Source organism: Streptomyces sp. NPDC043908 (genome assembly GCF_056435525.1).
In genome coordinates this window covers 101,398-123,584 of record NZ_JBWKEI010000016.1, presented here as the reverse complement: position 1 = coordinate 123,584, position 22,187 = coordinate 101,398, and the positions used below count along the sequence as shown (strand labels likewise).

Annotated in this window: 14 protein-coding genes and 1 tRNA gene; 13 read left to right on the top strand and 2 right to left on the bottom strand. The window is 72.7% G+C overall.

What is annotated here, in order from left to right; translation table 11 throughout:
- Positions 1-248 precede the first annotated feature (248 nt).
- On the bottom strand, positions 249-2,861 hold the full coding sequence (locus tag AC069K_RS29750; RefSeq protein ID WP_478621504.1) for a DEAD/DEAH box helicase: 2,613 nt from the start codon (positions 2,859-2,861) through the stop codon (positions 249-251).
- Positions 2,862-2,940: 79 nt separating this feature from the next.
- On the opposite strand from AC069K_RS29750, the gene AC069K_RS29745 reads away from it, so the two are divergent.
- The 13 genes from AC069K_RS29745 (at position 2,941) to AC069K_RS29685 (ending at position 21,931) form a co-directional block, all read left to right on the top strand.
- Entirely contained in the window at positions 2,941-3,294 is a 354-nt protein-coding gene (locus AC069K_RS29745) for an STAS domain-containing protein (RefSeq protein WP_053728100.1), read from the top strand.
- A gap of 85 nt (positions 3,295-3,379) precedes the next feature.
- Positions 3,380-3,823, top strand: coding sequence for an ATP-binding protein (locus AC069K_RS29740; RefSeq protein WP_365100074.1), 444 nt, complete (start codon positions 3,380-3,382; stop codon positions 3,821-3,823).
- Between the two features lie 249 nt (positions 3,824-4,072).
- Positions 4,073-6,466, top strand: a complete 2,394-nt coding sequence (locus AC069K_RS29735) for a sodium-translocating pyrophosphatase (protein WP_365100076.1) — start codon at positions 4,073-4,075, stop codon at positions 6,464-6,466.
- A 189-nt stretch (positions 6,467-6,655) separates the two neighbouring features.
- Positions 6,656-7,390, top strand: a complete 735-nt coding sequence (locus tag AC069K_RS29730) for a small secreted protein (RefSeq protein ID WP_478621501.1) — start codon at positions 6,656-6,658, stop codon at positions 7,388-7,390.
- A gap of 111 nt (positions 7,391-7,501) precedes the next feature.
- The gene (locus AC069K_RS29725; RefSeq protein ID WP_478621499.1) at positions 7,502-9,028 is read left to right on the top strand and encodes a DUF7059 domain-containing protein; all 1,527 of its coding nucleotides are present in this window, start codon (positions 7,502-7,504) and stop codon (positions 9,026-9,028) included.
- A 320-nt stretch (positions 9,029-9,348) separates the two neighbouring features.
- Entirely contained in the window at positions 9,349-9,564 is a 216-nt protein-coding gene (locus tag AC069K_RS29720) for a hypothetical protein (protein ID WP_365100081.1), read from the top strand.
- Between the two features lie 247 nt (positions 9,565-9,811).
- Positions 9,812-12,616, top strand: a complete 2,805-nt coding sequence (topA, locus tag AC069K_RS29715) for a type I DNA topoisomerase (RefSeq protein WP_365100083.1) — start codon at positions 9,812-9,814, stop codon at positions 12,614-12,616.
- 165 nt (positions 12,617-12,781) lie between these two features.
- On the top strand, positions 12,782-16,123 hold the full coding sequence (tmk, locus tag AC069K_RS29710) for a dTMP kinase (protein ID WP_478621497.1): 3,342 nt from the start codon (positions 12,782-12,784) through the stop codon (positions 16,121-16,123).
- A 102-nt stretch (positions 16,124-16,225) separates the two neighbouring features.
- Complete coding sequence (locus tag AC069K_RS29705; protein WP_478621495.1) at positions 16,226-17,431, top strand: DNA polymerase III subunit delta'; 1,206 nt, start codon at positions 16,226-16,228, stop codon at positions 17,429-17,431.
- A gap of 154 nt (positions 17,432-17,585) precedes the next feature.
- Entirely contained in the window at positions 17,586-19,130 is a 1,545-nt protein-coding gene (locus AC069K_RS29700) for an alpha/beta hydrolase (protein ID WP_478621494.1), read from the top strand.
- Positions 19,131-19,226: 96 nt separating this feature from the next.
- Positions 19,227-19,300 (top strand) — tRNA-Thr (locus AC069K_RS29695).
- Between the two features lie 261 nt (positions 19,301-19,561).
- Positions 19,562-20,515, top strand: a complete 954-nt coding sequence (locus AC069K_RS29690) for an RNA polymerase sigma-70 factor (protein ID WP_478621492.1) — start codon at positions 19,562-19,564, stop codon at positions 20,513-20,515.
- 111 nt (positions 20,516-20,626) lie between these two features.
- Positions 20,627-21,931 (top strand): NAD(P)/FAD-dependent oxidoreductase, encoded by a 1,305-nt coding sequence (locus AC069K_RS29685; protein WP_478621490.1) that lies wholly within the window; start codon positions 20,627-20,629, stop codon positions 21,929-21,931.
- A gap of 6 nt (positions 21,932-21,937) precedes the next feature.
- Here AC069K_RS29685 and AC069K_RS29680 read toward each other — a convergent pair whose 3' ends face one another.
- Positions 21,938-22,186 (bottom strand): hypothetical protein, encoded by a 249-nt coding sequence (locus AC069K_RS29680; protein ID WP_358831949.1) that lies wholly within the window; start codon positions 22,184-22,186, stop codon positions 21,938-21,940.
- Position 22,187 lies beyond the last annotated feature (1 nt).

The following is a 22,187-nucleotide window of genomic DNA, read 5'->3' as shown; positions in this document are numbered from 1 at the left end:
CGTGACCGTACGGGCGAAGTTCGGCCCGTACGCCCCGGCGGTCAGGTCCCGGGCGGGGCCGGCGGCGCCTCCCGCGTACCGCTTCCTGCCTCGGGGTGCGGGCCAGGAGGTCCCGGCTCCCCGGGACGCGTACGCCCCGGCGGTCAGGTCCCGGGCGGGGCCGGCGGCGCCTCCCGCGTACCGCTTCCTGCTTCGGGGTGCGGGTCAGGAGCCCACGGCTCGCACCCCTGACCCGTACGCCCCGGCGGTCAGGTCCCGGGCGGGGCCGGCGGCGCCTCCCGCGTATCGCTTCCTGCCTCGGGGTGCGGGCCAGGAGGCCCCGGTTCCCCGGGGGCCGCAGACCCCGCCGATACCGGCGCCGCCGCCCCCGCCGCCCCCTCCGGTCCCTCTGGCATCTCCAGCCCCTCCGGCGCCCCCCGCAGCAGCTCCGTGAGGAGTCGGACGGCGCCGCGCTTGTGGAGCGGCTCGTTGCCGTTGCCGCACTTGGGGGACTGCACGCAGGACGGGCAGCCCGCCTCGCACTCGCAGGAGGCGATGGCCTCGCGGGTCGCCGTCAGCCACGCGCGCGCGGTGTGGAAGGCGCGTTCCGCGAACCCGGCGCCGCCCGGCTGGCCGTCGTACACGAAGACCGTCGGCAGCAGGGTGTCCGGGTGCAGGGGGACCGAGACGCCGCCGATGTCCCAGCGGTCGCAGGTGGCGAAGAGCGGCAGCATGCCGATCGAGGCGTGCTCGGCGGCGTGCAGGGCGCCCCCGAGGATCTCCGGGTTGATCCGGGCGGAGTCGAGCTGGTCCTCGGTGACCGTCCACCACACGGCCCGGGTGCGCAGGGTGCGGGGCGGCAGGTCCAGCTTGGTCTCGCCGAGCACCTCGCCGGTGATGAGTTTGCGGCGCAGGAAGGAGACGACCTGGTTGGTGACCTCGACGGAGCCGTAGCAGAGGCGGCCGGCTCCCCAGGGAACGGCGGTGTCGGTTTCGAGCACGGAGATGGAGGTGGTGTCACGGGCGACGGTCGAATAGGGCGGACTGGCCTCCTCGACGAGGGCGACCGGGCCGGCGGGGTCGTCCAGGTCCAGCCGCTCCACCAGGTACGTACGGCCCTGGTGGAGGTGGACGGCGCCGTCGTGGACGGCGGTGTGGGCGGCGGACGCGTCGACCGTGCCGAGCAGCCGCCCCGTCGACGCCTCGACGATCTGGACCGGGCGGCCCCCCTCGCCCCGGATGTCGGCGAGGTCGGCGGCCCGCTCGCGGCGGGTCCAGTGCCAGCCCGACGCGCGGCGCCGGAGCAGTTTCGCGGCCTCCAGCTGCGGCATCAGGCCGGGGCTCGCCGGTCCGAAGAGTTCCAGGTCGGACTCGGTGAGCGGCAGCTCGGCGGCGGCCGCGCACAGGTGCGGGGCGAGGACGTAGGGGTTGTCCGGATCGAGCACGGTCGACTCGACGGGCTGCTGGAACAGCGCCTCGGGGTGGTGGACGAGGTAGGTGTCCAGCGGGTCGTCCCGGGCGACCAGGATCGCCAGCGCGCCCTCGCCCGAACGCCCGGCGCGCCCCGCCTGCTGCCACAGCGAGGCCCGGGTGCCGGGGTAGCCGGAGATGATCACGGCGTCCAGGCCCGCCACGTCGATGCCCAGCTCCAGGGCGGAGGTGGCGGCGAGGCCGAGCAGCTCGCCGGAGTGCAGGGCCTGCTCCAGGGCCCGCCGCTCCTCGGGCAGGTAGCCGCCCCGGTAGGCGGCGACGCGGCGGGCGAGGGTGCGGTCCACCTCGTACAGCCGTTCCTGGGCGATGACGGCGACGAGCTCGGCGCCGCGCCGGGAGCGGACGAAGGCGACCGTGCGCACTCCCTGGACGGCGAGGTCGGTGAGGAGGTCGGCGGTCTCGGCGGTGGCGGTGCGGCGCACGGGCGCGCCCTTCTCGCCGAGGAGGTCGGTGAGCGGCGGCTCCCACAGGGCGAAGACCACCTCGCCGCGCGGGGAGGCGTCGTCGGCGACCTCGACGACGGGCAGGCCGGTCAGCCGGCGGGCGGCCACGGACGGCTGCGCGGCGGTGGCGGAGGCGAGGAGGAAGACGGGGTCGGCGCCGTAGCGGGCGCAGAGCCGGCGCAGGCGCCGCAGGACCTGGGCGACGTGGGAGCCGAAGACGCCCCGGTAGGTGTGGCACTCGTCGATGACGACGTAGCGCAGCGCGCGCAGGAAGGAGGACCACCTGGGGTGGGCGGGGAGTATGCCCCGGTGCAGCATGTCCGGGTTGGTGAGGACGTAGTTGGCGTACTGACGCACCCATTCGCGTTCTTCGACCGGCGTGTCGCCGTCGTAGACGGCGGGCCGGATCGCGTTGCCCAGGGGCTGGGCGAGGGCCTTCACCGAGCGCCGCTGGTCGGCCGCGAGGGCCTTGGTGGGGGCCAGGTACAGGGCGGTGGCGCCGCGTCCGTTCGGGGCCTCGGAGCCGTCCAGGAGCGTGCTGAGGACCGGGGCGAGGTAGGCCAGGGACTTCCCGGAGGCGGTGCCGGTGGCGATCACCACGGACTCGCCGTCCAGGGCGTGCTCGGCGGCGGCCGCCTGGTGGGCCCAGGGGTGCTCCACGCCGGCCCGCCGAATGGCGTTGATCACTTCCGGGCGGATGCGGTGCGGCCAGACTGCATGGCGGCCCTCACGTGGGGGCAAGTGCTCCGTATGAGTGATGCGCGCAGCCCGGTCCGCCCCCGAGGCGAGCCGGTGCAGGACCATGCCGGGGTCGGGTCGTTCACCCGTGCCCTGGGCGGGTGTTCTGGGGCGGAGATTCCTGGCCATCGGCACCGAGTGTGTCACTGGCTTGACGGACAATGGTCCCAAGGCGTCGTGCATGGCTGCTGGTAAGTGATTGAATGCCATCGCGGCTGGCGATCCGTTCTCTGGCTCCGCCGGGGAGACTCAGGGAGCGGCCGCTCGATAGCAAGGTGCTGGAGGATCCGTGGACCTGTCCCTGTCGACTCGCAATGTGTCCGGCCCTGGTGGCGACCGTACGGTCGTCGAGGTCGGTGGCGAGATTGATGTGTATACCGCGCCCAAGCTGCGCGAGCAGTTGGTCGAGTTGGTGAACGACGGCAGCTACCACCTGGTTGTCGACATGGAGGGCGTGGACTTCCTCGACTCCACCGGCCTCGGCGTGCTCGTGGGCGGACTCAAGCGTGTCCGTGCCCATGAGGGCTCCCTGCGGCTCGTCTGCAACCAGGAGCGCATTCTGAAGATCTTCCGGATCACCGGGCTCACCAAGGTGTTCCCGATCCACGGCTCGGTCGACGAAGCCGTCAACGCCACTGACTGACGGCTCCGGAGGAAGAACAGGGGCCCCGGGCCCTTCCAGGCCCGGGGCCCCTGAGAAGCACGCCCGTACGTCCGAGGGGGATCGCATGGCCACCGTTGAACTCCGCTTCAGCGCCCAGCCCGAACACGTCCGGACGGCCCGCCTGGTGGCGGCCGCCGTGGCGCGCCGAGCAGGGGTGGACGAGGCGGTCCTCGACGAGGTCAGGCTCGCCGTCGGCGAGGCGTGCAGCCGTGCCGTGGGGCTGCACCGCGCGTACGGGTTGACGGCGCCGGTGCGCGTCGCGCTGACCGAGGAGGAGAAGTCGTTCTCCATCGAGGTCGGTGACGAGGTGCCCGGCCCGGGTTCCGGGGGCGCCGCGCCGAACGGGCGCGGGGCCGCCGCCGAGCCGGAGCCCGACGACGGCGGGGAGGACGGGATGGGCCTCGCGGTCATCAGCGGCCTCGTCGACGACGTGGAGGTCACTTCGGACGAGTACGGCGGTGTCATCCGCATGACCTGGCCGATCACCGGGGCGACCGCCGAGCCCTGACCAGTCCCCGCACCCCTGCCGAACAGGCCCTGCTGAGCAGGGCCTTTTTCGTTTTTAGGGATTATTCTCTAGATCGTTGATCAGCCGTCAATGCTTTTGCCCCATTACTGCTTTCGGGGCCCTTTTCGTGGCGCGATCATTTGCTGATGAGCGACGAAAGGTCAATTGCGCTGGCCGCGCCCTGTTTTGATCGTGTTCCGCTCCCTACAATCCGTCCACATCTTGGGCTCTGAACGTCAAGGAGGACGAATGGCGGGGCTCTTCAACCCACAAGAACTCGATCACCCCACTTCACTCGCGGCCGCGGTTCTGACCGACGACAACCGGTTGATCGTGATCGTTATCGCGGCCGTGGCCCTCGCGGCCCTGGTCGTGGCCCAACTGCTGGTCCGCCAGGTGCTGGCGGCCGGTGAGGGCAGCGAGTCGATGAAGAAGATCGCGGCGGCCGTCCAGGAAGGCGCGAATGCCTATCTGGCCCGGCAGCTGCGCACCCTCGGCGTCTTCGCCGTCGTGGTGTTCTTCCTGCTCTTCCTGCTGCCGGCCGACAACTGGTCGCAGCGGGCGGGCCGGTCCGCCTTCTTCCTGATCGGCGCGCTCTTCTCGGCGACGACCGGATACGTCGGTATGCGACTGGCCGTACGCGCGAATGTGCGCGTGGCGGCCGCCGCCCGTGAGGCGACCCCCGCGGAAGGCGAACCCGAAAAAGATCTCACGGCCGTCTCGCACAAAGCCATGAAGATCGCTTTCCGCACGGGCGGCGTGGTCGGCATGTTCACGGTGGGCCTCGGCCTGCTGGGTGCCTCCTGCGTCGTCCTGGTCTACGCCGCGGACGCCCCCAAGGTGCTGGAGGGCTTCGGCCTCGGTGCCGCGCTGATCGCCATGTTCATGCGTGTCGGTGGCGGCATCTTCACCAAGGCGGCGGACGTCGGTGCCGACCTCGTCGGCAAGGTGGAGCAAGGCATTCCGGAGGATGACCCGAGGAACGCCGCCACCATCGCCGACAACGTGGGCGACAACGTCGGCGACTGCGCCGGCATGGCCGCGGACCTCTTCGAGTCGTACGCCGTGACCCTGGTCGCCGCGCTGATCCTCGGCAAGGCGGCCTTCGGCGACTCCGGGCTCGCCTTCCCGTTGATCGTCCCGGCGATCGGCGTGGTCACCGCGATGATCGGCATCTTCGCGGTCGCCCCGCGGCGCGCCGACCGCAGCGGGATGTCCGCCATCAACCGCGGCTTCTTCATCTCCGCGGCGATCTCCCTCACCCTGGTGGCGGCGGCGGTCTACATCTACCTGCCGTCCACGTACGCCGAGTTGGACGGGGTCACCGACGCCGCCATCAAGGCGCACGACGGCGACCCGCGGGTCCTGGCGCTGGTCGCGGTGGCGATCGGCATCGTGCTCGCGGCCGTCATCCAGCAGCTGACCGGGTACTTCACCGAGACCACCCGGCGCCCTGTCCGCGACATCGGCAAGTCGTCGCTCACGGGCCCCGCGACGGTCGTCCTGGCCGGTATCTCCATCGGCCTGGAGTCCGCCGTCTACACGGCCCTCCTGATCGGTCTGAGCGTCTACGGAGCCTTCCTCCTGGGCGGCACCTCGATCATGCTCGCCCTGTTCGCGGTGGCGCTGGCCGGTACCGGGCTGCTCACCACGGTCGGCGTGATCGTCGCCATGGACACCTTCGGCCCGGTCTCCGACAACGCGCAGGGCATCGCCGAGATGTCCGGTGACGTCGAGGGCGCCGGCGCGCAGGTCCTCACCGACCTGGACGCCGTCGGCAACACCACCAAGGCCATCACCAAGGGCATCGCCATCGCCACGGCGGTCCTCGCGGCGGCGGCGCTCTACGGCTCGTACCGCGACGCCATCGCCACCGCGGTGAACGACGTGGGCGCCAAGTCCAGCGAGATGACGCTGAGCATGGACATCTCCCAGCCCAACAACCTGGTGGGCCTGATGCTGGGCGCGGCCGTCGTCTTCCTGTTCTCGGGTCTCGCGATCAACGCGGTGTCCCGGTCGGCGGGCGCGGTGGTCTTCGAGGTGCGCCGGCAGTTCCGCGAGCACCCGGGGATCATGGACTACAGCGAGACGCCGGAGTACGGACGGGTCGTCGACATCTGTACGAAGGACGCGCTCCGGGAGCTGGCCACCCCCGGCCTGCTCGCGGTGCTCGCGCCCATCGCGGTCGGCTTCACGTTCGGCGTCGGCGCGCTCGGCTCCTACCTCGCTGGCGCGATCGGCACCGGCACGCTGATGGCCGTCTTCCTCGCCAACTCCGGTGGCGCGTGGGACAACGCCAAGAAGCTGGTCGAGGACGGCAACTACGGAGGCAAGGGCAGTGAGGCCCACGCCGCCACCGTCATCGGCGACACCGTGGGCGACCCGTTCAAGGACACCGCGGGCCCGGCCATCAACCCCCTGCTGAAGGTGATGAACCTGGTGGCGCTGCTCATCGCGCCCGCGATCGTCAAGTTCAGCTACGGAGCGGATGCCAGCCCGGCCGTGCGCACCGTCGTGGCGGTGCTCGCCACCGCCGTCATCGTCGGTGCGGTGTACGTCTCCAAGCGCCGCGGAGTGGCGGTGGGGGACGAGGGAAATCACGAGATGACCGCCAAGTCACCTGACCCGGCGGTCGTTTCCTAGCGGGAGCACGGCAAGGGCGGGCGGGCGGTGCGGATTGACGCACCGTCCGCCCGTCGCTTTTGCGTCGTGAGCCTTGTCTCCCTTGGTGCAAATGGCTGCAAAAGCGAGCAGATCAGACGTACGACACGCGGTTGTCGCCCACTTGGCGTGTATGTTCCGGGGCCGAGAGCCTTGGAAGGGACCGATCCGGTGAACAAGAAGCTTGCGGCCGCACTGTCCGGCGGCGCGGTACTGGTGCTCGCACTGTCGGGTTGCAGCAGCGACGACTCGGACAAGAAGGTGAACGACTGGGCCAAGACCTTCTGCGACCAGGCCCAGCCGCAGATCAAGAAGATCACTGACGCCAACGCCTCCATCGAGAAGCAGACGGCCGACGAGAGCAAGCCGGCCGACGTCCAGAAGACGGACTCGGCTGCCTTCCAGCAGATCTCCGACGCGTACAAGTCGCTGGCCGACAGCCTCGACAAGGCCGGTGTCCCGCCCGTCACGGACGGCGACAAGACCCAGAAGGAGGCCGCCAAGGAGCTGACGGCGTCCTCCGCCTCCTACGCCGATCTCAAGAAGAAGGTCGACGCGCTCGACACCGGGGATCAGGCGAAGTTCGCCGACGGGCTCAAGGGCGTGGCCGACCAGCTGAACACCATCAGCAAGAGCAGCGACGACGCCCTCAAGAAGCTGGAGTCCGGCGAGCTCGGCACGGCGATGCAGAAGCAGCCCGGCTGCCAGAAGCAGACCGCCTCCGCGCCCTCCTCCGCCACGCCCGCCGCCGGCGGTGACGCCTCCAAGCAGGCGGCCCCCTCGGGCTCGGCATCGCAGTCGGCGAAGCCCTCGGAGTCGGCGAAGCCCTCGGGGTCCGCCACGCCGTCGGAGTCGGCCAAGCCGTCCGACTCGGCCAAGCCGTCGTCCTCGGCGAGCGCCGAGTAGCACTCGCGCGGGCGGCGCTCCAGCACGCCGCAGACGCCCTTCGTACGGCCCGGACCCCGTGTGGGTGCCGGGCCGTGGGTGTTTGTCAGTGGGAGCCGCCACAATGGCGGGGTGAGTACGACCAGCGTTCCCGCCAACCCGCCCGCCGGCCTGCCCGTGCCCGACCGCGCGGCCCGGCTCCGCGAGGCCCTGCTCGCCGCCGACTTCACCGCCGACGGCCTGCTCGACCTGCTCGGCGCCCCCGCCTACGCCGCGCTGGCCCGCAGCGAGACGGTGCCCGCCCTGCGCGCGACGCGCGGCGACACGCCGCTCGACACGCTCGTACGGCTGTTCCTGCTCCAGCAGCCCGTGGCGTACGAGCGCGTCGGAGCGGCCCTGCCGGGTGACGAGGCGCTGGAGGACGGCTGGCTCACCCGGACGGGTGACGAAGTGCGTGCCGCCGTTGACGTGCGTCCGTACGGCGGCCCGGAGGGACAGGACTGGTTCATCGTCTCCGACCTCGGCTGCGCCGTCGGCGGCGCGGGCGGCGCGAGCGGCCGGGGGGACGCCGCGATGGTCCTCGGGGTCGGCGGCGCGTCCACCACGCTCGCCGGGCTCACCGTCCGCACACCGGTCTCCTCCGCCCTCGACCTCGGCACCGGCTCCGGCATCCAGGCGCTGCACGCCGCACAGCACGCGACCCGTGTCACCGCCACCGACCTCAATCCGCGCGCGCTGGCCTTCACCCGGCTCACCCTCGCCCTGTCCGGCGCTCCCGCGGCCGACCTGCGGGAGGGCTCGCTCTACGACCCGGTGGGCGACGAGACGTTCGACCTGATCGTGTCCAACCCGCCGTTCGTCATCTCGCCGGGCGCCCGGCTGACGTACCGGGACGGCGGCATGGGCGGCGACGACCTGTGCCGCACGCTCGTCCAGCAGGCGGGCGCCCGGCTGAACGAGGGGGGTTACGCGCAGTTCCTCGCCAACTGGCAGCACGTGGACGGCGAGGAGTGGCAGGAGCGGCTGCGGTCGTGGGTGCCGCGCGGCTGCGACGCCTGGATCGTGCAGCGCGAGGTCCAGGACGTCACGCAGTACGCGGAGCTGTGGCTGCGCGACGCCGGGGACCACCGCGCCGGCCCCGAGGCCTACGCCGAGCGGTACGGGGCGTGGCTCGACGAGTTCGAGGCGAGCGGGACCAGGGCGATCGGCTTCGGCTGGATCACGCTGCACAAGTCCGGCTCGCAGGAGCCGTCCATCACCGTCGAGGAGTGGCCGCACCCCGTCGAGCAGCCGCTCGGCGAGACCATCCGGGCCCACTTCGACCGGCAGGAGTACCTGCGCACCCACGACGACGCGGCGCTGCTCGCCGACCGTTTCCGCCTCGCCGACGAGGTGGTGCAGGAGCAGGTCGGGCTGCCGGGCGCCGAGGACCCCGAGCACGTGGTGCTCCGGCAGAACCGGGGCATGCGCCGAGCCACCACGGTGGACACCGTCGGCGCGGGCTTCGCGGGCGTCTGCGACGGCCAGTTGGACGCGGGCCGCATCCTGGACGCCATCGCCCAGCTGATCGGGGAGGACCCGGTCCAGCTGCGCGACCGCACCCCGGAGTCGATCCGGATGCTGGTCGGCCAGGGCTTCCTGGAGCCGGTCGGCGAGTGACGCGCGCGCCCCGGGCCGCCCGCCGGGCCGTCCGGGGGCGAAGGGCCGCGTACGACAGCTGAGGTAGGGGCGCTCCCGCATGCGGCGGGGGCGGCCCGATGGGAGGCGCCGGGTGCGGGCAGGGGCGAGAAGGGGATGAATTCGGCCAACCCCACCGAGCCCCGCCGTAGCGCACCGCCCCACCTGCCCCACCCGCCCACTGCGGCCACTGCCGTCCCTTCCGCACCACCGCGTCCGCCCGTCGCAGGCCGGGCGACTGGGGTGCGGCCGTTCACCCGGAGTTCGCCGGGACTCCTCACGGGGGTGCCAGGATCCGCGCCATGAACGGGATGGGTGGGGCGGAGGCCGGTCCGGCCGTGTTCGCGGGAACGGTCTTCGTGCTGTTCGGGGGCGCGCTGCTGCTGTGGACGGGGGTCCGGGTGCGCCACCGGGCGCCGGTGGCGGACGGCGCTGGCCTGGTGGCCTCGGCGGCGCTGGCCGCCCTCGCCGGCGCGCTTTTCCTGGCGGCCGGGGTGTGGTCCTTCACACGCCTGTGAGCCCCGGGGGCCCCAGGCGCCGCGCCGGGCCGACCGCACACGTTCCCGGCCCTGTGCTGGGACGAAACGCTTTTCGGAACGCATCGGGACGGTCCAGGCGGCACACTCGCCGTAAGTCGGGTTACCGTTCGAGTGGCCGCTGCGGGCTTTTGCTGTTTGACACGGGGGCGGGTTGTACCGTCACACTCCGCAGCGACCGTACAGCTCGTACGTGCCACCCGAGTGCCGACCGGAGAGAAGAGCGAAGTTGTCCCCGACCAGCGAGACCGCAAAGGGCGGCCGCCGACTCGTCATCGTCGAGTCTCCTGCCAAGGCGAAGACGATCAAGGGCTACCTGGGCCCCGGTTATGTCGTCGAGGCGAGCGTCGGGCACATCCGCGACCTGCCGAACGGCGCCGCCGAGGTGCCCGACAAGTACACCGGCGAGGTACGCCGCCTGGGCGTGGACGTCGAACACGACTTCCAGCCCATCTATGTCGTCAACGCCGACAAGAAGGCGCAGGTCAAGAAGCTCAAGGAGCTCCTTGCCGAGTCCGACGAACTCTTCCTCGCCACCGATGAGGACCGCGAGGGCGAGGCCATCGCGTGGCACCTCCAGGAAGTCCTGAAGCCCAAGGTCCCCGTCCACCGGATGGTCTTCCACGAGATCACCAAGGACGCCATCCGGGACGCCGTCGCCAACCCGCGCGAGCTCAACCAGCGCATGGTCGACGCCCAGGAGACCCGCCGCATCCTCGACCGCCTCTACGGCTACGAGGTCTCGCCGGTGCTGTGGAAGAAGGTCATGCCGAGGCTCTCGGCGGGCCGCGTCCAGTCGGTGGCCACCCGGCTCGTGGTGGAGCGGGAACGCGAGCGCATCGCTTTTCGTTCCGCTGAGTACTGGGACCTGACCGGGACGTTCTCCACCGGCCGGGCGGGCGACGCCTCCGACCCGTCCTCGCTGGTGGCACGCCTCGCGGCGGTCGACGGCCGCCGTGTGGCGCAGGGCCGCGACTTCGGTCCCGACGGACAACTCAAGAGCGACGTCCTGCACCTCGACGAGGCGAACGCCCGGGCCCTGGCCGCCGCCCTCGCCGACTCGTCCTTCGCCGTGCGCTCGGTGGAGTCCAAGCCGTACCGCCGCTCGCCGTACGCCCCGTTCCGTACGACGACGCTCCAGCAGGAGGCCTCCCGCAAGCTCGGCTTCGGCGCCAAGGCCACCATGCAGGTCGCCCAGAAGCTGTACGAGAACGGCTTCATCACGTATATGCGTACGGACTCCACCACGCTCTCCGACACCGCGGTGTCGGCGGCCCGTGCGCAGGTCACGCAGTTGTACGGCGCGGACTACCTCCCGGAGAAGCCGCGTACGTACGCCGGCAAGGTCAAGAACGCGCAGGAGGCGCACGAGGCGATCCGCCCCTCGGGGGACCGTTTCCGCACTCCGGCCGAGACGGGCCTGACCGGTGACCAGTTCCGGCTCTACGAGCTGATCTGGAAGCGGACCGTCGCGTCCCAGATGAAGGACGCGGTCGGCAACTCGGTCACCGTGAGGATCGCGGGCCGGGCGAGCGACGGGCGGGACGCGGAGTTCACCGCGTCCGGCAAGACGATCACCTTCCACGGCTTCATGAAGGCCTACGTCGAGGGCGCCGACGACCCGAACGCGGAGCTGGACGACCGCGAGCGGCGTCTGCCGCAGGTCTCCGAGGGTGACGCGCTGTCGGCCGAGGAGATCACCGCGGACGGCCACGCGACCAAGCCGCCGGCCCGCTACACCGAGGCCTCGCTGGTCAAGGAGCTGGAAGAGCGCGAGATCGGCCGTCCGTCGACGTACGCGTCGATCATCGGCACGATCCTCGACCGCGGCTACGTCTTCAAGAAGGGCACGGCGCTCGTCCCGTCCTTCCTGAGCTTCGCCGTGGTCAACCTGCTGGAGAAGCACTTCGGCCGGCTCGTCGACTACGACTTCACCGCGCGCATGGAGGACGACCTCGACCGCATCGCGCGCGGCGAGGCCAAGTCGGTGCCGTGGCTCAAGCGCTTCTACTTCGGTGAGGGCGAGGCCGGCGCGGGCACCGCCTCCGACGCCGGAAACGGCGACGGCGACCACCTCGGCGGTCTGAAGGAGCTGGTCACGGACCTCGGCGCGATCGACGCGCGCGAGATCTCCTCCTTCCCCGTGGGCAGCGGGATCGTGCTGCGGGTCGGCCGCTACGGGCCGTACATCGAGCGCGGGGAGAAGGACGCCGAGGGCCACCAGCGCGCCGACGTGCCGGAGGACCTGGCACCCGACGAGCTGACCGTGGAGCTGGCGGAGGAGCTGCTCGCCAAGCCGAGCGGCGACTTCGAGCTGGGCACCGACCCGGTGAGCGGCAACCAGATCGTGGCGAAGGACGGCCGGTACGGGCCGTATGTCACCGAGATCCTTCCCGAGGGCACGCCGAAGACGGGCAAGAACGCGGTCAAGCCGCGGACGGCCTCGCTCTTCAAGTCGATGGCCCTGGACACGGTCACGCTCCAGGACGCGCTGAAGCTGATGTCGCTGCCGCGGGTGGTGGGCACCGACGCCGAGGGCGTCGAGATCACCGCGCAGAACGGGCGGTACGGCCCGTATCTGAAGAAGGGCACCGACTCGCGTTCGCTGGAGACGGAGGACCAGCTCTTCTCCATCACTCTGGAAGAGGCGCTGGCGATCTACGCGCAGCCCAAGGCGCGGGGACGCGCGGCCGCCAAGCCGCCGCTCAAGGAGCTCGGCACCGACCCGGTCAGCGAGAAGCCGGTCGTCGTGAAGGACGGCCGCTTCGGTCCGTACGTCACGGACGGCGAGACCAACGCGACCCTGCGGACCGGGGACAGCGTGGAGGACATCACGCCGGAGCGCGGGTACGAGCTGCTCGCCGAGAAGCGTGCCAAGGCGCCCGCCAAGAAGACGGCGAAGAAGGCCGCGGCCAAGAAGGCGCCCGCCAAGAAGACCGCGGCGAAGAAGACGGCCGCCAAGAAGACGGCGGCCACGGCGAAGAAGGCCCCGGCCAAGAAGACGGCCGCGAAGAAGACGGCCGCGGCCGAGTAGGCACCGCGACGGCGCCCCGGGCGCCGGACAGACGCGGAACGGACGCGGAACGACGCGGAGTGCGCGGCCGGGGGCATCGCTCCCGGCCGCGCGCCCATGAGAGGAACCCGCCCGTATGTTCGGGCGGCCCCTCGGGGACCTGGGCGCTCCGGATAGGCTGGGCGGATGACGCGAGCCGAGCATCCCCAGAGCTCCGAAGGCGCAGGGACGACCCCCACGGTCGTGAGCCCCGTCTCCGACGCCCTTGCCGCCGACTCACGCGAGCGGGCCGTACGTTCCCTGTTGCGCATCCCGCCGTTGCGGCGGTTGTGGAGCGCCCAGTTCGTGGGCGCGACCGGTGACGCTCTGTCCGTCCTCGTCCTCCTGCTGCTGGCACTTCAGGCCGCGGTCATGGAGGACGCCCTCGGCGGGGGCTACCGGGGCGCGGCCTTCGCCGTGGCCGCGGTGCTCGGCGCCCGCGCCTTCGCGACGTTCCTCTTCGGGGCGGTGCTGCTCGGGCCCGTCTCCGCGCTGACCGCGCCCAGCGGCCCCCTGGACCGGCGCTGGACGATGATCGGCGCGGACGGCGTTCGGGCCGCGCTGCTGATCGTCGCGCCGCTGTGGATCGACTGGACCCCCGACCACGCGCTCTCCTTCCTGCTCGGCACCGCCTTCGTGGCCGGGGTCGCCGAGCGGTTCTGGACGGTCTGCAAGGAGAGCGCGGCGCCCGCGCTGCTGCCCGCGCCGCCGCTGGAGGGCGCCGCCGTGCGCCCGCTGCCGGACCATCTGGACGCCCTGCGGCGCCTGTCGCTGCGCACGACGTTCGCGTCCATGCCCGTGGCCGCGGCCGCACTGCTGGTGGCCGCGCTGGTCAGCAAGGCCTTCGGCAAGGGCGTCGACTGGTTCTCGCTCCACCAGGCGGCCCTCGGCTCCTATCTTGCGGCCGGCCTCTTCGCCGCGTCCGTCTCCGTCCTGGCGATGCTCACCCTCCCGGACTCTCCGACTCCGCGCGCCCGCTCGCCGCTGGAGGGGCTGCGCAGGCCCTCGACCGGCGCCGGCCCCGACAAGGGGCGCACGGGCGCGGTGCCGCTGCTCGTCCTGGCCTGCGGCGCGGTCGCGGGCGCGATCGCCGCGGCGGCGGCCGTCGCCGTACTGCACGCCGCCGACCTCGACGGCGGCCCGGCCTCGTACGCCCTGCTGGTCCTCGCGCTGGTCGGCGGCACGGGCGTCGGTGTCCGCGTCGCGCCCAAGGTGCTGCCCGTGCTGTCGCGGCGGCGGCTGCTGGCCCTCGCGATCGCCGTCACCGGTGTCGCGCTGCTCGCGATGGGCCTGGTGCCGGACACCGCGACCGTGCTGTTCATCGCGCTGGCCGCCGGTGTCGCGGCCGGTGTCGCCGCCCACAGCGGCCACACGCTGGTCGACCAGGAGACCGAGGAGTACCGCCGGCCCCGCACCACCGACCACCTCCAGGCGGTCGTCCGGGTCGCGATCGGGCTCGGCGCCATCCTCGCCCCGCTGGTCGCCGCCGCCATCGGCCCGCACCGCCTCGCGGGCGACGGGTTCGTCTTCGCGCACGGCGGCGCCGGATTCACGCTGATGCTGACCGGCGCGCTGCTGCTGCCGGTCGCCGCGGTCGTCCTGGCCAAGACCGACGACCGGCAGGGCGTGCCGCTGCGGCACGACCTGCGGGACGCGGTACGCGGCGCCGACCCGGTGCAGGCACCGGCCGCCACCGGTTTCTTCATCGCCCTCGAAGGCGGTGACGGCGCCGGCAAGTCCACCCAGGCGCAGGCGCTGGCCGAGTGGATAAGGGCCAAGGGCCACGAGGTCGTGGTGACCCGCGAGCCGGGCGCCACCCCGGTCGGCAAGCGGCTGCGCTCGATCCTGCTCGACGTCTCCAGCGCCGGCCTGTCCAACCGCGCGGAGGCCCTGCTGTACGCGGCGGACCGCGCCGAGCACGTCGACTCGCTGGTCCGCCCCGCCCTGGAGCGCGGCGCGATCGTCATCTCGGACCGCTACATCGACTCCTCGGTCGCCTACCAGGGCGCCGGGCGCGACCTGTCGCCGACCGAGGTCGCCCGGATCAACCGCTGGGCCACCGGCGGTCTCGTACCCCACCTGACCGTGCTCCTCGACGTGGCGCCGGAGACCGCGCGCGAGCGGTTCACCGAGGCGCCCGACCGGCTGGAGTCGGAGCCGCCCGAGTTCCACGCGCGCGTACGTGCCGGGTTCCTCACCCTCGCGGCGGCCGACCCGTCCCGCTACCTGGTGGTGGACGCGGCCCAGGAGCCCGAGGCGGTCACCACCGTCGTACGCCACCGGCTCGACCAGATGCTGCCGCTCTCCGAGGCCGAGGTGAAGGCCCAGGAGGAGGCGCGCCGGGCGGCCGAGGAGGAGGCCAGGCGCAAGGCCGAGGAAGAGGCCGCGCGCAAGGCCGAGGAGGAGCGCCTGGAGCGCGAGCGCCAGGCGCAGCTCGCCAAGCTGCGCGCCGAGGAGGAGGAGCGCAAGCGGCGCGAGCTGGAGGAGGCGCGCCGCCGCGAGGAGGAGCGCCAGGCCGAGGAGGCGCGGCTGCGGGCCGAGGAGGCCAGGCGGCTCGCCGAGGAGGAGCGCGTCCGGCGCGAGGCGGAGGCCAAGGCCGCCGCGGCCGAGCAGGAACGGCTGCGCAGGCAGGCCGAGGAGGAGGCCCGGCTGCGCGCCGAGGCCGAGGAGCGCCGCCTGGAGAAGCAGCGCAAGGCCGAGGAGGCGCTGCGGCGGGCGGAGGAGGCCCGACGGCTCGCGGAGGCCGCGACCGCGGCGACCGCCGCGGCGGCGACGGCTTCGGCCGCCACGTCTGCCACTTCGGCCACGTCCGCCACGGCTTCGAATCCCGCGGGCACGCGTGCGGGTGCGGGCGCGGGCGCGGGTACGGCGAAGAGCGGGGACGACACCGCGGCCACGCGCGCGAAGCGCAGGCCCGCGGCCGAGTCGGCCACCGAGGTGACGGTCCCGACGCCCGTCGTGGACCCGGCGGCGGCCCGTGGGACGGACCCCGGGGTGAGCCCCAACGAGGTCACCCAGGAAGTCCGCGTCCCGGGCGCGGGCACCCCCGCACCGGACGCCGCCGAGACCACGGTCCTGCCGCAGGTCCCGGCCGATGCCGACGAGACGACGGTGCTGCCGCCCGTACGGGACGCGGACGAGACGGCCGTGCTGCCGCCCGTACGGGAAGGGGCCGGGGCCGCGGACGGCGACCGGTTCCCGCCGGGGATCTTCCGCGACGAGCGGGAGCGGGCCGAGCGGCCGAACGAGCGGACGCGGGAGCTGCCGCAGGTCGACCCCGAGCGGCTCGGCACGGAGCCCGGGGCGTCGGCGCAGGCCGGAGCCGCGCCCGGGCCCGGGGCCGGGACGCAGTCGAAGGGGGGCAGGCGGCCCAAGCGGCGTTCTGACTGGGCCGAGGAGACCCCGCTGGACGACCTGCCCACGCTCGCCGACGAGCTGCTCGGGCCGCACCCCGACGACGATGACGACCGCCGGGGCCGCCGCCGCTGACCTGCGGGAAGGCCGCCCCGGACGGGATTGTCCGACCCCTCCCTCACAATGGGGTCGTAGCGGGGACGTACGGGGCGGAACAGAGCGCGGAGGCGGTGACCCATGACGGTGTGGGACGACCTGGTCGGCCAGGACCGGGTGCAGGAGCAGCTGGCCGCCGCAGCGCGCGACGCCGACGCGCTGGTGACGGCGGTCTCGGCCGGTGAGCCCGTCCCGGACGCGTCGAAGATGACGCACGCGTGGCTGTTCACCGGCCCACCGGGATCGGGCCGCTCCACGGCCGCGCGGGCGTTCGCCGCCGCGCTCCAGTGCGTCAGCCCCGACCGGGCGCTGGGCGGACAGCCCGGCTGCGGGTTCTGCGACGGCTGCCACACCGCGCTGATCGGCACGCACGCGGACGTGCAGATCATCCGCACCGACCTGCTCTCCATCGGCGTCAAGGAGACCCGCGACCTCGTCCGGCGCGCCCAGCTCTCGCCCGCCGTCGGCCGCTGGCAGGTCATCGTCATGGAGGACGCCGACCGGCTGACCGAGGGCGCGGGCAACGTGCTCCTGAAGGCCGTGGAGGAGCCCGCTCCGCGCACGGTGTGGATGCTCTGCGCTCCCTCGCTGGAGGACGTGCTGCCCACGATCCGCTCCCGCTGCCGCCATCTGACGCTGCGGACGCCGCCGGTGGAGGCCGTCGCCGAGGTGCTGATCCGCCGGGACGGCATCCCGCCGGAGACCGCCCTCGCCGCCGCCCGCGCCACCCAGGGCCACATCGGCCGGGCCCGCCGTCTGGCCACCGACGAGCGCGCGCGGGCCCGCCGGGCCGCCGTGCTGAAGGTGCCGCTGAGGGTCGAGGACGTGGGCGGCTGCCTCAAGGCCGCCCAGGAACTGGTCGACACCGCCGCCGAGGACGCCAAGCAGCTCGCGGAGGAGGTGGACGTCAAGGAGACCGACGACCTCAAGGCGGCGCTCGGCGGCCAGGCCGGAGGCCGTATGCCGCGGGGCACCGCCGGGGCGATGAAGGAGCTGGAGGACCGCCAGAAGCGCCGCAAGACGCGTACGCAGCGGGACAGCCTGGACCTCGCGCTCACCGAGCTCACCGGCTTCTACCGCGACGTCCTGGCGCTCCAGCTCGGCTCCCGCATCGCGCTGGCGAACGAGGAGGTGCGCGACGGGGTGGACCGCGTCGCGCGCGGCTCCACGCCCGAGGGCACCCTGCGCCGGATAGAGGCGGTCCTCGCCTGCCGCGAGGCACTGGACCGCAACGTGGCACCGCTGCTCGCGGTGGAGGCGATGACGCTGGCGCTGCGCGCGGGATGAGGCCCCCGGGCGCGCGCTGCCGTCGGCGCCGCGCGGGAAGGGCGCCGCGCGCCGGCCCGACACGCGGTCGCGCCGGTTGACCGGCTCACTCGTACGAGCCGTCGTGCGGCCGCCGACAGGGCACATGCCGTCACTCCCCGGTTACGCTCCGGGGATGGACTCCAGGCGTCTGCTCCGTTCCTCCGCCCTCGCCGTCGCGACCGCGGGGCTCCTCGTCTCCGGATGCTCGTCGGGCGGCTCGTCCACCACCGCGACGGCCTCCACCACCTCGGCGGCGGGCGCCCAGACGTCGGCCGGGCTGCGCGCGTACTACCAGCAGAAGCTCCAGTGGCGGGCGTGCGGCGTACCGGGCTTCGAGTGCTCCACCATGAAGGCGCCGCTCGACTACGCCCAGCCGACGGGCACCGCCGTCAAACTCGCGGTCGCCCGCAAGAAGGCCACGGGCCCGGGCAAGCGGATCGGCTCGCTCCTGGTCAACCCGGGCGGCCCCGGCGGCACGGCCGTGGGCTACCTCCAGCAGTACGCGGGCGTCGGCTACCCCGCCCCGGTCCGGGCGCGGTACGACATGGTGGCCGTCGACCCGCGCGGCGTGGCCCGCAGCGAACCCGTCGAATGCCTGACCAGCCGCGAGATGGACGCGTACACCCAGGTCGACCAGACCCCGGACGACGCCGCCGAGAAGACCGCGCTGGCGACCTCGTTCAAGAACTTCGCGCAGGGCTGCGAGAAGCGCTCGGGCAAGATCCTGCCGCATGTCTCCACCGTCGAGGCGGCCCGCGACATGGACATCCTGCGGCAGCTCCTGGGCGACGAGAAGCTGCACTACGTGGGCGCCTCCTACGGCACGTTCCTGGGCGCGACCTACGCCGAGCTGTTCCCGGACCGCACCGGCCGCCTGGTCCTCGACGGGGCGATCGACCCGTCCCTGCCGGCGCTGGAGATGAACCGCGACCAGACGGCGGGCTTCGAGACGGCGTTCCAGTCGTTCGCCGCGGACTGCGTCCCGCGCAAGGACTGCCCGGTGGGCACGGCCTCGGTGGCGGACGCGTCGGCGCGCCTGAAGAAGTTCTTCGCGGAGCTCGACGCCAAACCGGTCGAGACCGGCGAGTCCCGCAAGCTCGGCGAGTCGCTCGCCACGACCGGCGTGATCGCCGCGATGTACGACGAGACGACCTGGCCCGAGCTGCGCTCCAGCCTCACGCGCGCGATGAACGGCGACGGCGGCGGCCTGCTGGCCCTGGCGGACTCGTACTACGAGCGGGACACGGAGGGGAAGTACGCGAACCTCATGTACGCCAACGCGGCCGTGAACTGTCTCGACCTGCCCCCCGCCTTCTCCGGCCCCGACGCGGTGGCCGCCGCGCTCCCGTCCTTCGAGAAGGCGTCCCCGGTCTTCGGCGAGGGCTTCGCCTGGGCGATCCTGAACTGCGCGTACTGGCCGGTCAAGGCCACCGGCACCCCGCACCGCATGGAGGCGAAGGGCGCGGCGCCGATCGTGGTGGTCGGCACCACCCGCGACCCGGCCACCCCCTACAAGTGGGCGCGGTCCCTCGCCTCCCAGCTGTCCTCCGGCAGGCTCCTCACCTACGAGGGCGACGGCCACACGGCGTACGGCCGCGGCAGCGACTGCGTCGACACCGCGATCAACACCTACCTCCTGGAGGGCACGCCCCCGCCCGCCGACAAGAAGTGCACCTGAGCTGCGCGAGTCCCTCGAACAGGGGTGGTCAGGAGCACCCCGTGGAACTGTGTAGACTTGGCCGCGTTGCTGATCGCACCATGGTGCGCACGGCGCGCCGCCTTAGCTCAGTTGGCCAGAGCAACGCACTCGTAATGCGTAGGTCTCGGGTTCGAATCCCGAAGGCGGCTCGGATCAACCCCAGGACTCACTCGCCGTGACCTGGGGTTTTTTCATGTCCGGAGCATGGTCCACGCCCCGCGCGCGTTGATGGGCGCGGTGTGCGCACTGCGACGCTCCGGCCAGGCCCGGCGGGGTGATCGTCGCCTGGTCGCCGGTCGGCGGTGTCCCGTCATCTCGTGGACAGGCGCCACGCCAGAAGCCCCGCGGTGGCGTATCCGCCCGGCTCAAGTTCCTGGCGCCCGTCCGTGTGGTTGGGCGATCATGGGCGGATGTCGTCCACGCCGCTCAGTACGCACGAGGCTGCTCAGTTCGAGGGGTTCCGGGGCCGGTTGGAGGCCATCGCCTATCGGCTTCTCGGGTCGGCCGGTGACGCCGAGGACGCGGTGCAGGACACGTTCCTGCGCTGGCACGCGGCCGACCGGGCGCGGATCGAGGTGCCCGAGGCGTGGCTGACCAAGGTGCTCACCAACCTCTGCCTCAACCAGCTCACTTCGGCCCGGGCCAGGCGCGAGACCTATGTGGGGGAGTGGCTTCCGGAACCGGTCCTGGCCGGTGACCGGATGCTCGGCCCGGCCGACACCGCCGAGCAGCGCGAGTCGGTCTCCCTCGCGGTGCTGACCCTCATGGAGCGGCTGTCGCCCAACGAGCGCGTCGTGTACGTCCTGCGGGAGGCCTTCGCGTACTCGCACCGGGAGATCGCGGAGATCCTCGATCTCACCGAGGCCAACTGCCAGCAGATCTACCGGCGGGCCAAGCAGCACGTCAGCGCCGACCGGTCCCGGGTCAAGGTCGACGCGGCCGCCGCGCGGAAGATCGTCGAGGAGTTCCTGGAGGCGGCCCTCAGCGGTGACACCGAGCCGCTGATCCGGCTGCTCGTCGATGACGCGGTCAGCGTCGCCGACGGTGGCGGCCGGGTCAGCGCCCGCCGCAGCCCGGTCGTCGGGGCGCTCGGCGTCGCGCGGTATCTGCGGGGGCTCTTCCGGCCGACCGAGGCCAAGCGGGCGCAGGTCGGTGGCGCCGTCGCCCTCCATTCCGCCGTCGTCAACGGCGGTCCTGCCGTGCTCATCGAGGTCGGCGGGAAGATCGCCGGTGTCCTGTGCCTCGACACCGCCACGGGCCGTATCGAGGCACTCCACATCCAGGTCAACCCCGAGAAGCTGGAGCGCATCACGCGTCAGTGGGTGGCCGAGGGCGCCCATGTGCCGGTCGTGAAGGTGTGGTGACGCAGGTCACAGCTGTCATCTGTCAGGGATCGTCGGGCTGTCCGGTTCAGGAGGTGCACGCAGCCAGAGGGGCCGGGCCGACAGGCCGGCCGGGCCGGACAGGAGCCAGCCATGAAGCACCGCATTGTCGTCCTCGGGGCCGGGTACGCCGGAGTCGTCACCGCCGGTCGTCTCGCCAAGCGACTCCACCGTGACGACGTCGAGATCACCCTGGTCAACGGTGACCCGGACTTCGTCGAGCGGGTGCGGATGCACCAGCTGGCGAGCGGACAGGACCTGCCGAGCCGCCCGCTGCGAGAGCTCTTCGCGGGCACGGGGGTACGGGTCCGCACGGCGTTCGTCACCTCCGTCGACGCCGACCGCAAGACCGTCCACCTCGAAGGGGAGGGCGGCCGGGGGACCCTCGCCCCCCACAGCACGCTGCCCCACGACGCCCTCACCCACGAGGCGCGCGGCCATGACACCCTCGCCTACGACACCCTCGTCTACGCCCTCGGCAGCACCGTCGCCGACCACGGCGTCCCCGGTGTCACCGAGTACGCCCACCACCTCGCCGGGAAGCAGGCCGCGCTGCGGCTGCGCGCGCGGCTGGGCGAGTTGGCGCCCGGCGCGAACGTACTGGTCGTCGGCGGCGGCCTGACCAGCATCGAAGCGGCCACCGAGATCGCCGAGGCGCACCCGGAGCTCAAGGTGTCCCTCGCCGCGCGCGGTGGCGTCGGCGACTGGCTCAGCGACAAGGCCCAACGCCATCTGCGCACCGCGCTGGACCGGTTCGGCATCACGGTCCACGAGCGGACCGACATCACCCGCGTCGAGGCGGACCGTGCGGTCACCGGCGCGGGCGGCGAGATCGCGGCGCAGGTGACGGTGTGGACCGCCGGGTTCACCGTCCACCCGATAGCGGCGGCCAGCACCCTGGAGGTGTCGGAGACCGGGCGTATCGTCGTCGACTCCACTCTGCGCTCGGTCTCGCACCCCGATGTGTACGCCGTCGGTGACGCCGCTCACGCGATCGGCGCGGGCGGCCAGCCGCTGCGGATGGCCTGCGCCACGGCGAACCCGATGGCGTGGCTGGCCGCCGACGCCCTCGCCGCGCGGCTGACGGGACGCAAGGTGCCCGACGCTCCGGTCGGCTATGTCGCCCAGTGCATCAGCCTCGGCCGCCGCGACGCGATCTTCCAGCGTGTGACCCACGAGGACCGGATGACGTCCTTCGTCGTCACCGGCCGGGCCGGCGCCCTCATCAAGGAGTTCATCGTCGCGGGCACGGTCTGGGGTCTCTCGCACCCGACCAACATGTTCCCGAGCCTCCGCCACCGCGTGGTGGCGAGCGCCGAGCCCGCGAGCGCCCGGCCCGCGAGCCCCGAGCCCGCGGGCACCGGCGGGGCCGAGGTTCCCTTGGCCGCGACTCGGTGATCCGGGTCAGTAGTAGTCCTCGTGCTTGCGGTCCCGTCCCGTCGGGGTCAGTTCATGGCGTTCGAACTGCACCGTGTAGTCGTAGTCGTCCACCATGACCGCGTAGGCGGGCGGGACCTCGGGGTCCTTCGGCTCGGTGATGCCGAGGATCGCGCCGAGGCGGCCCGCCAGTTCCGGGCGGCGCGGGGAGTCGGTGATGCGCACTTCGGCGTAGAAGTGGAACGCGTCTTCTGCGGTCTGCTCCATGGCGGTCATT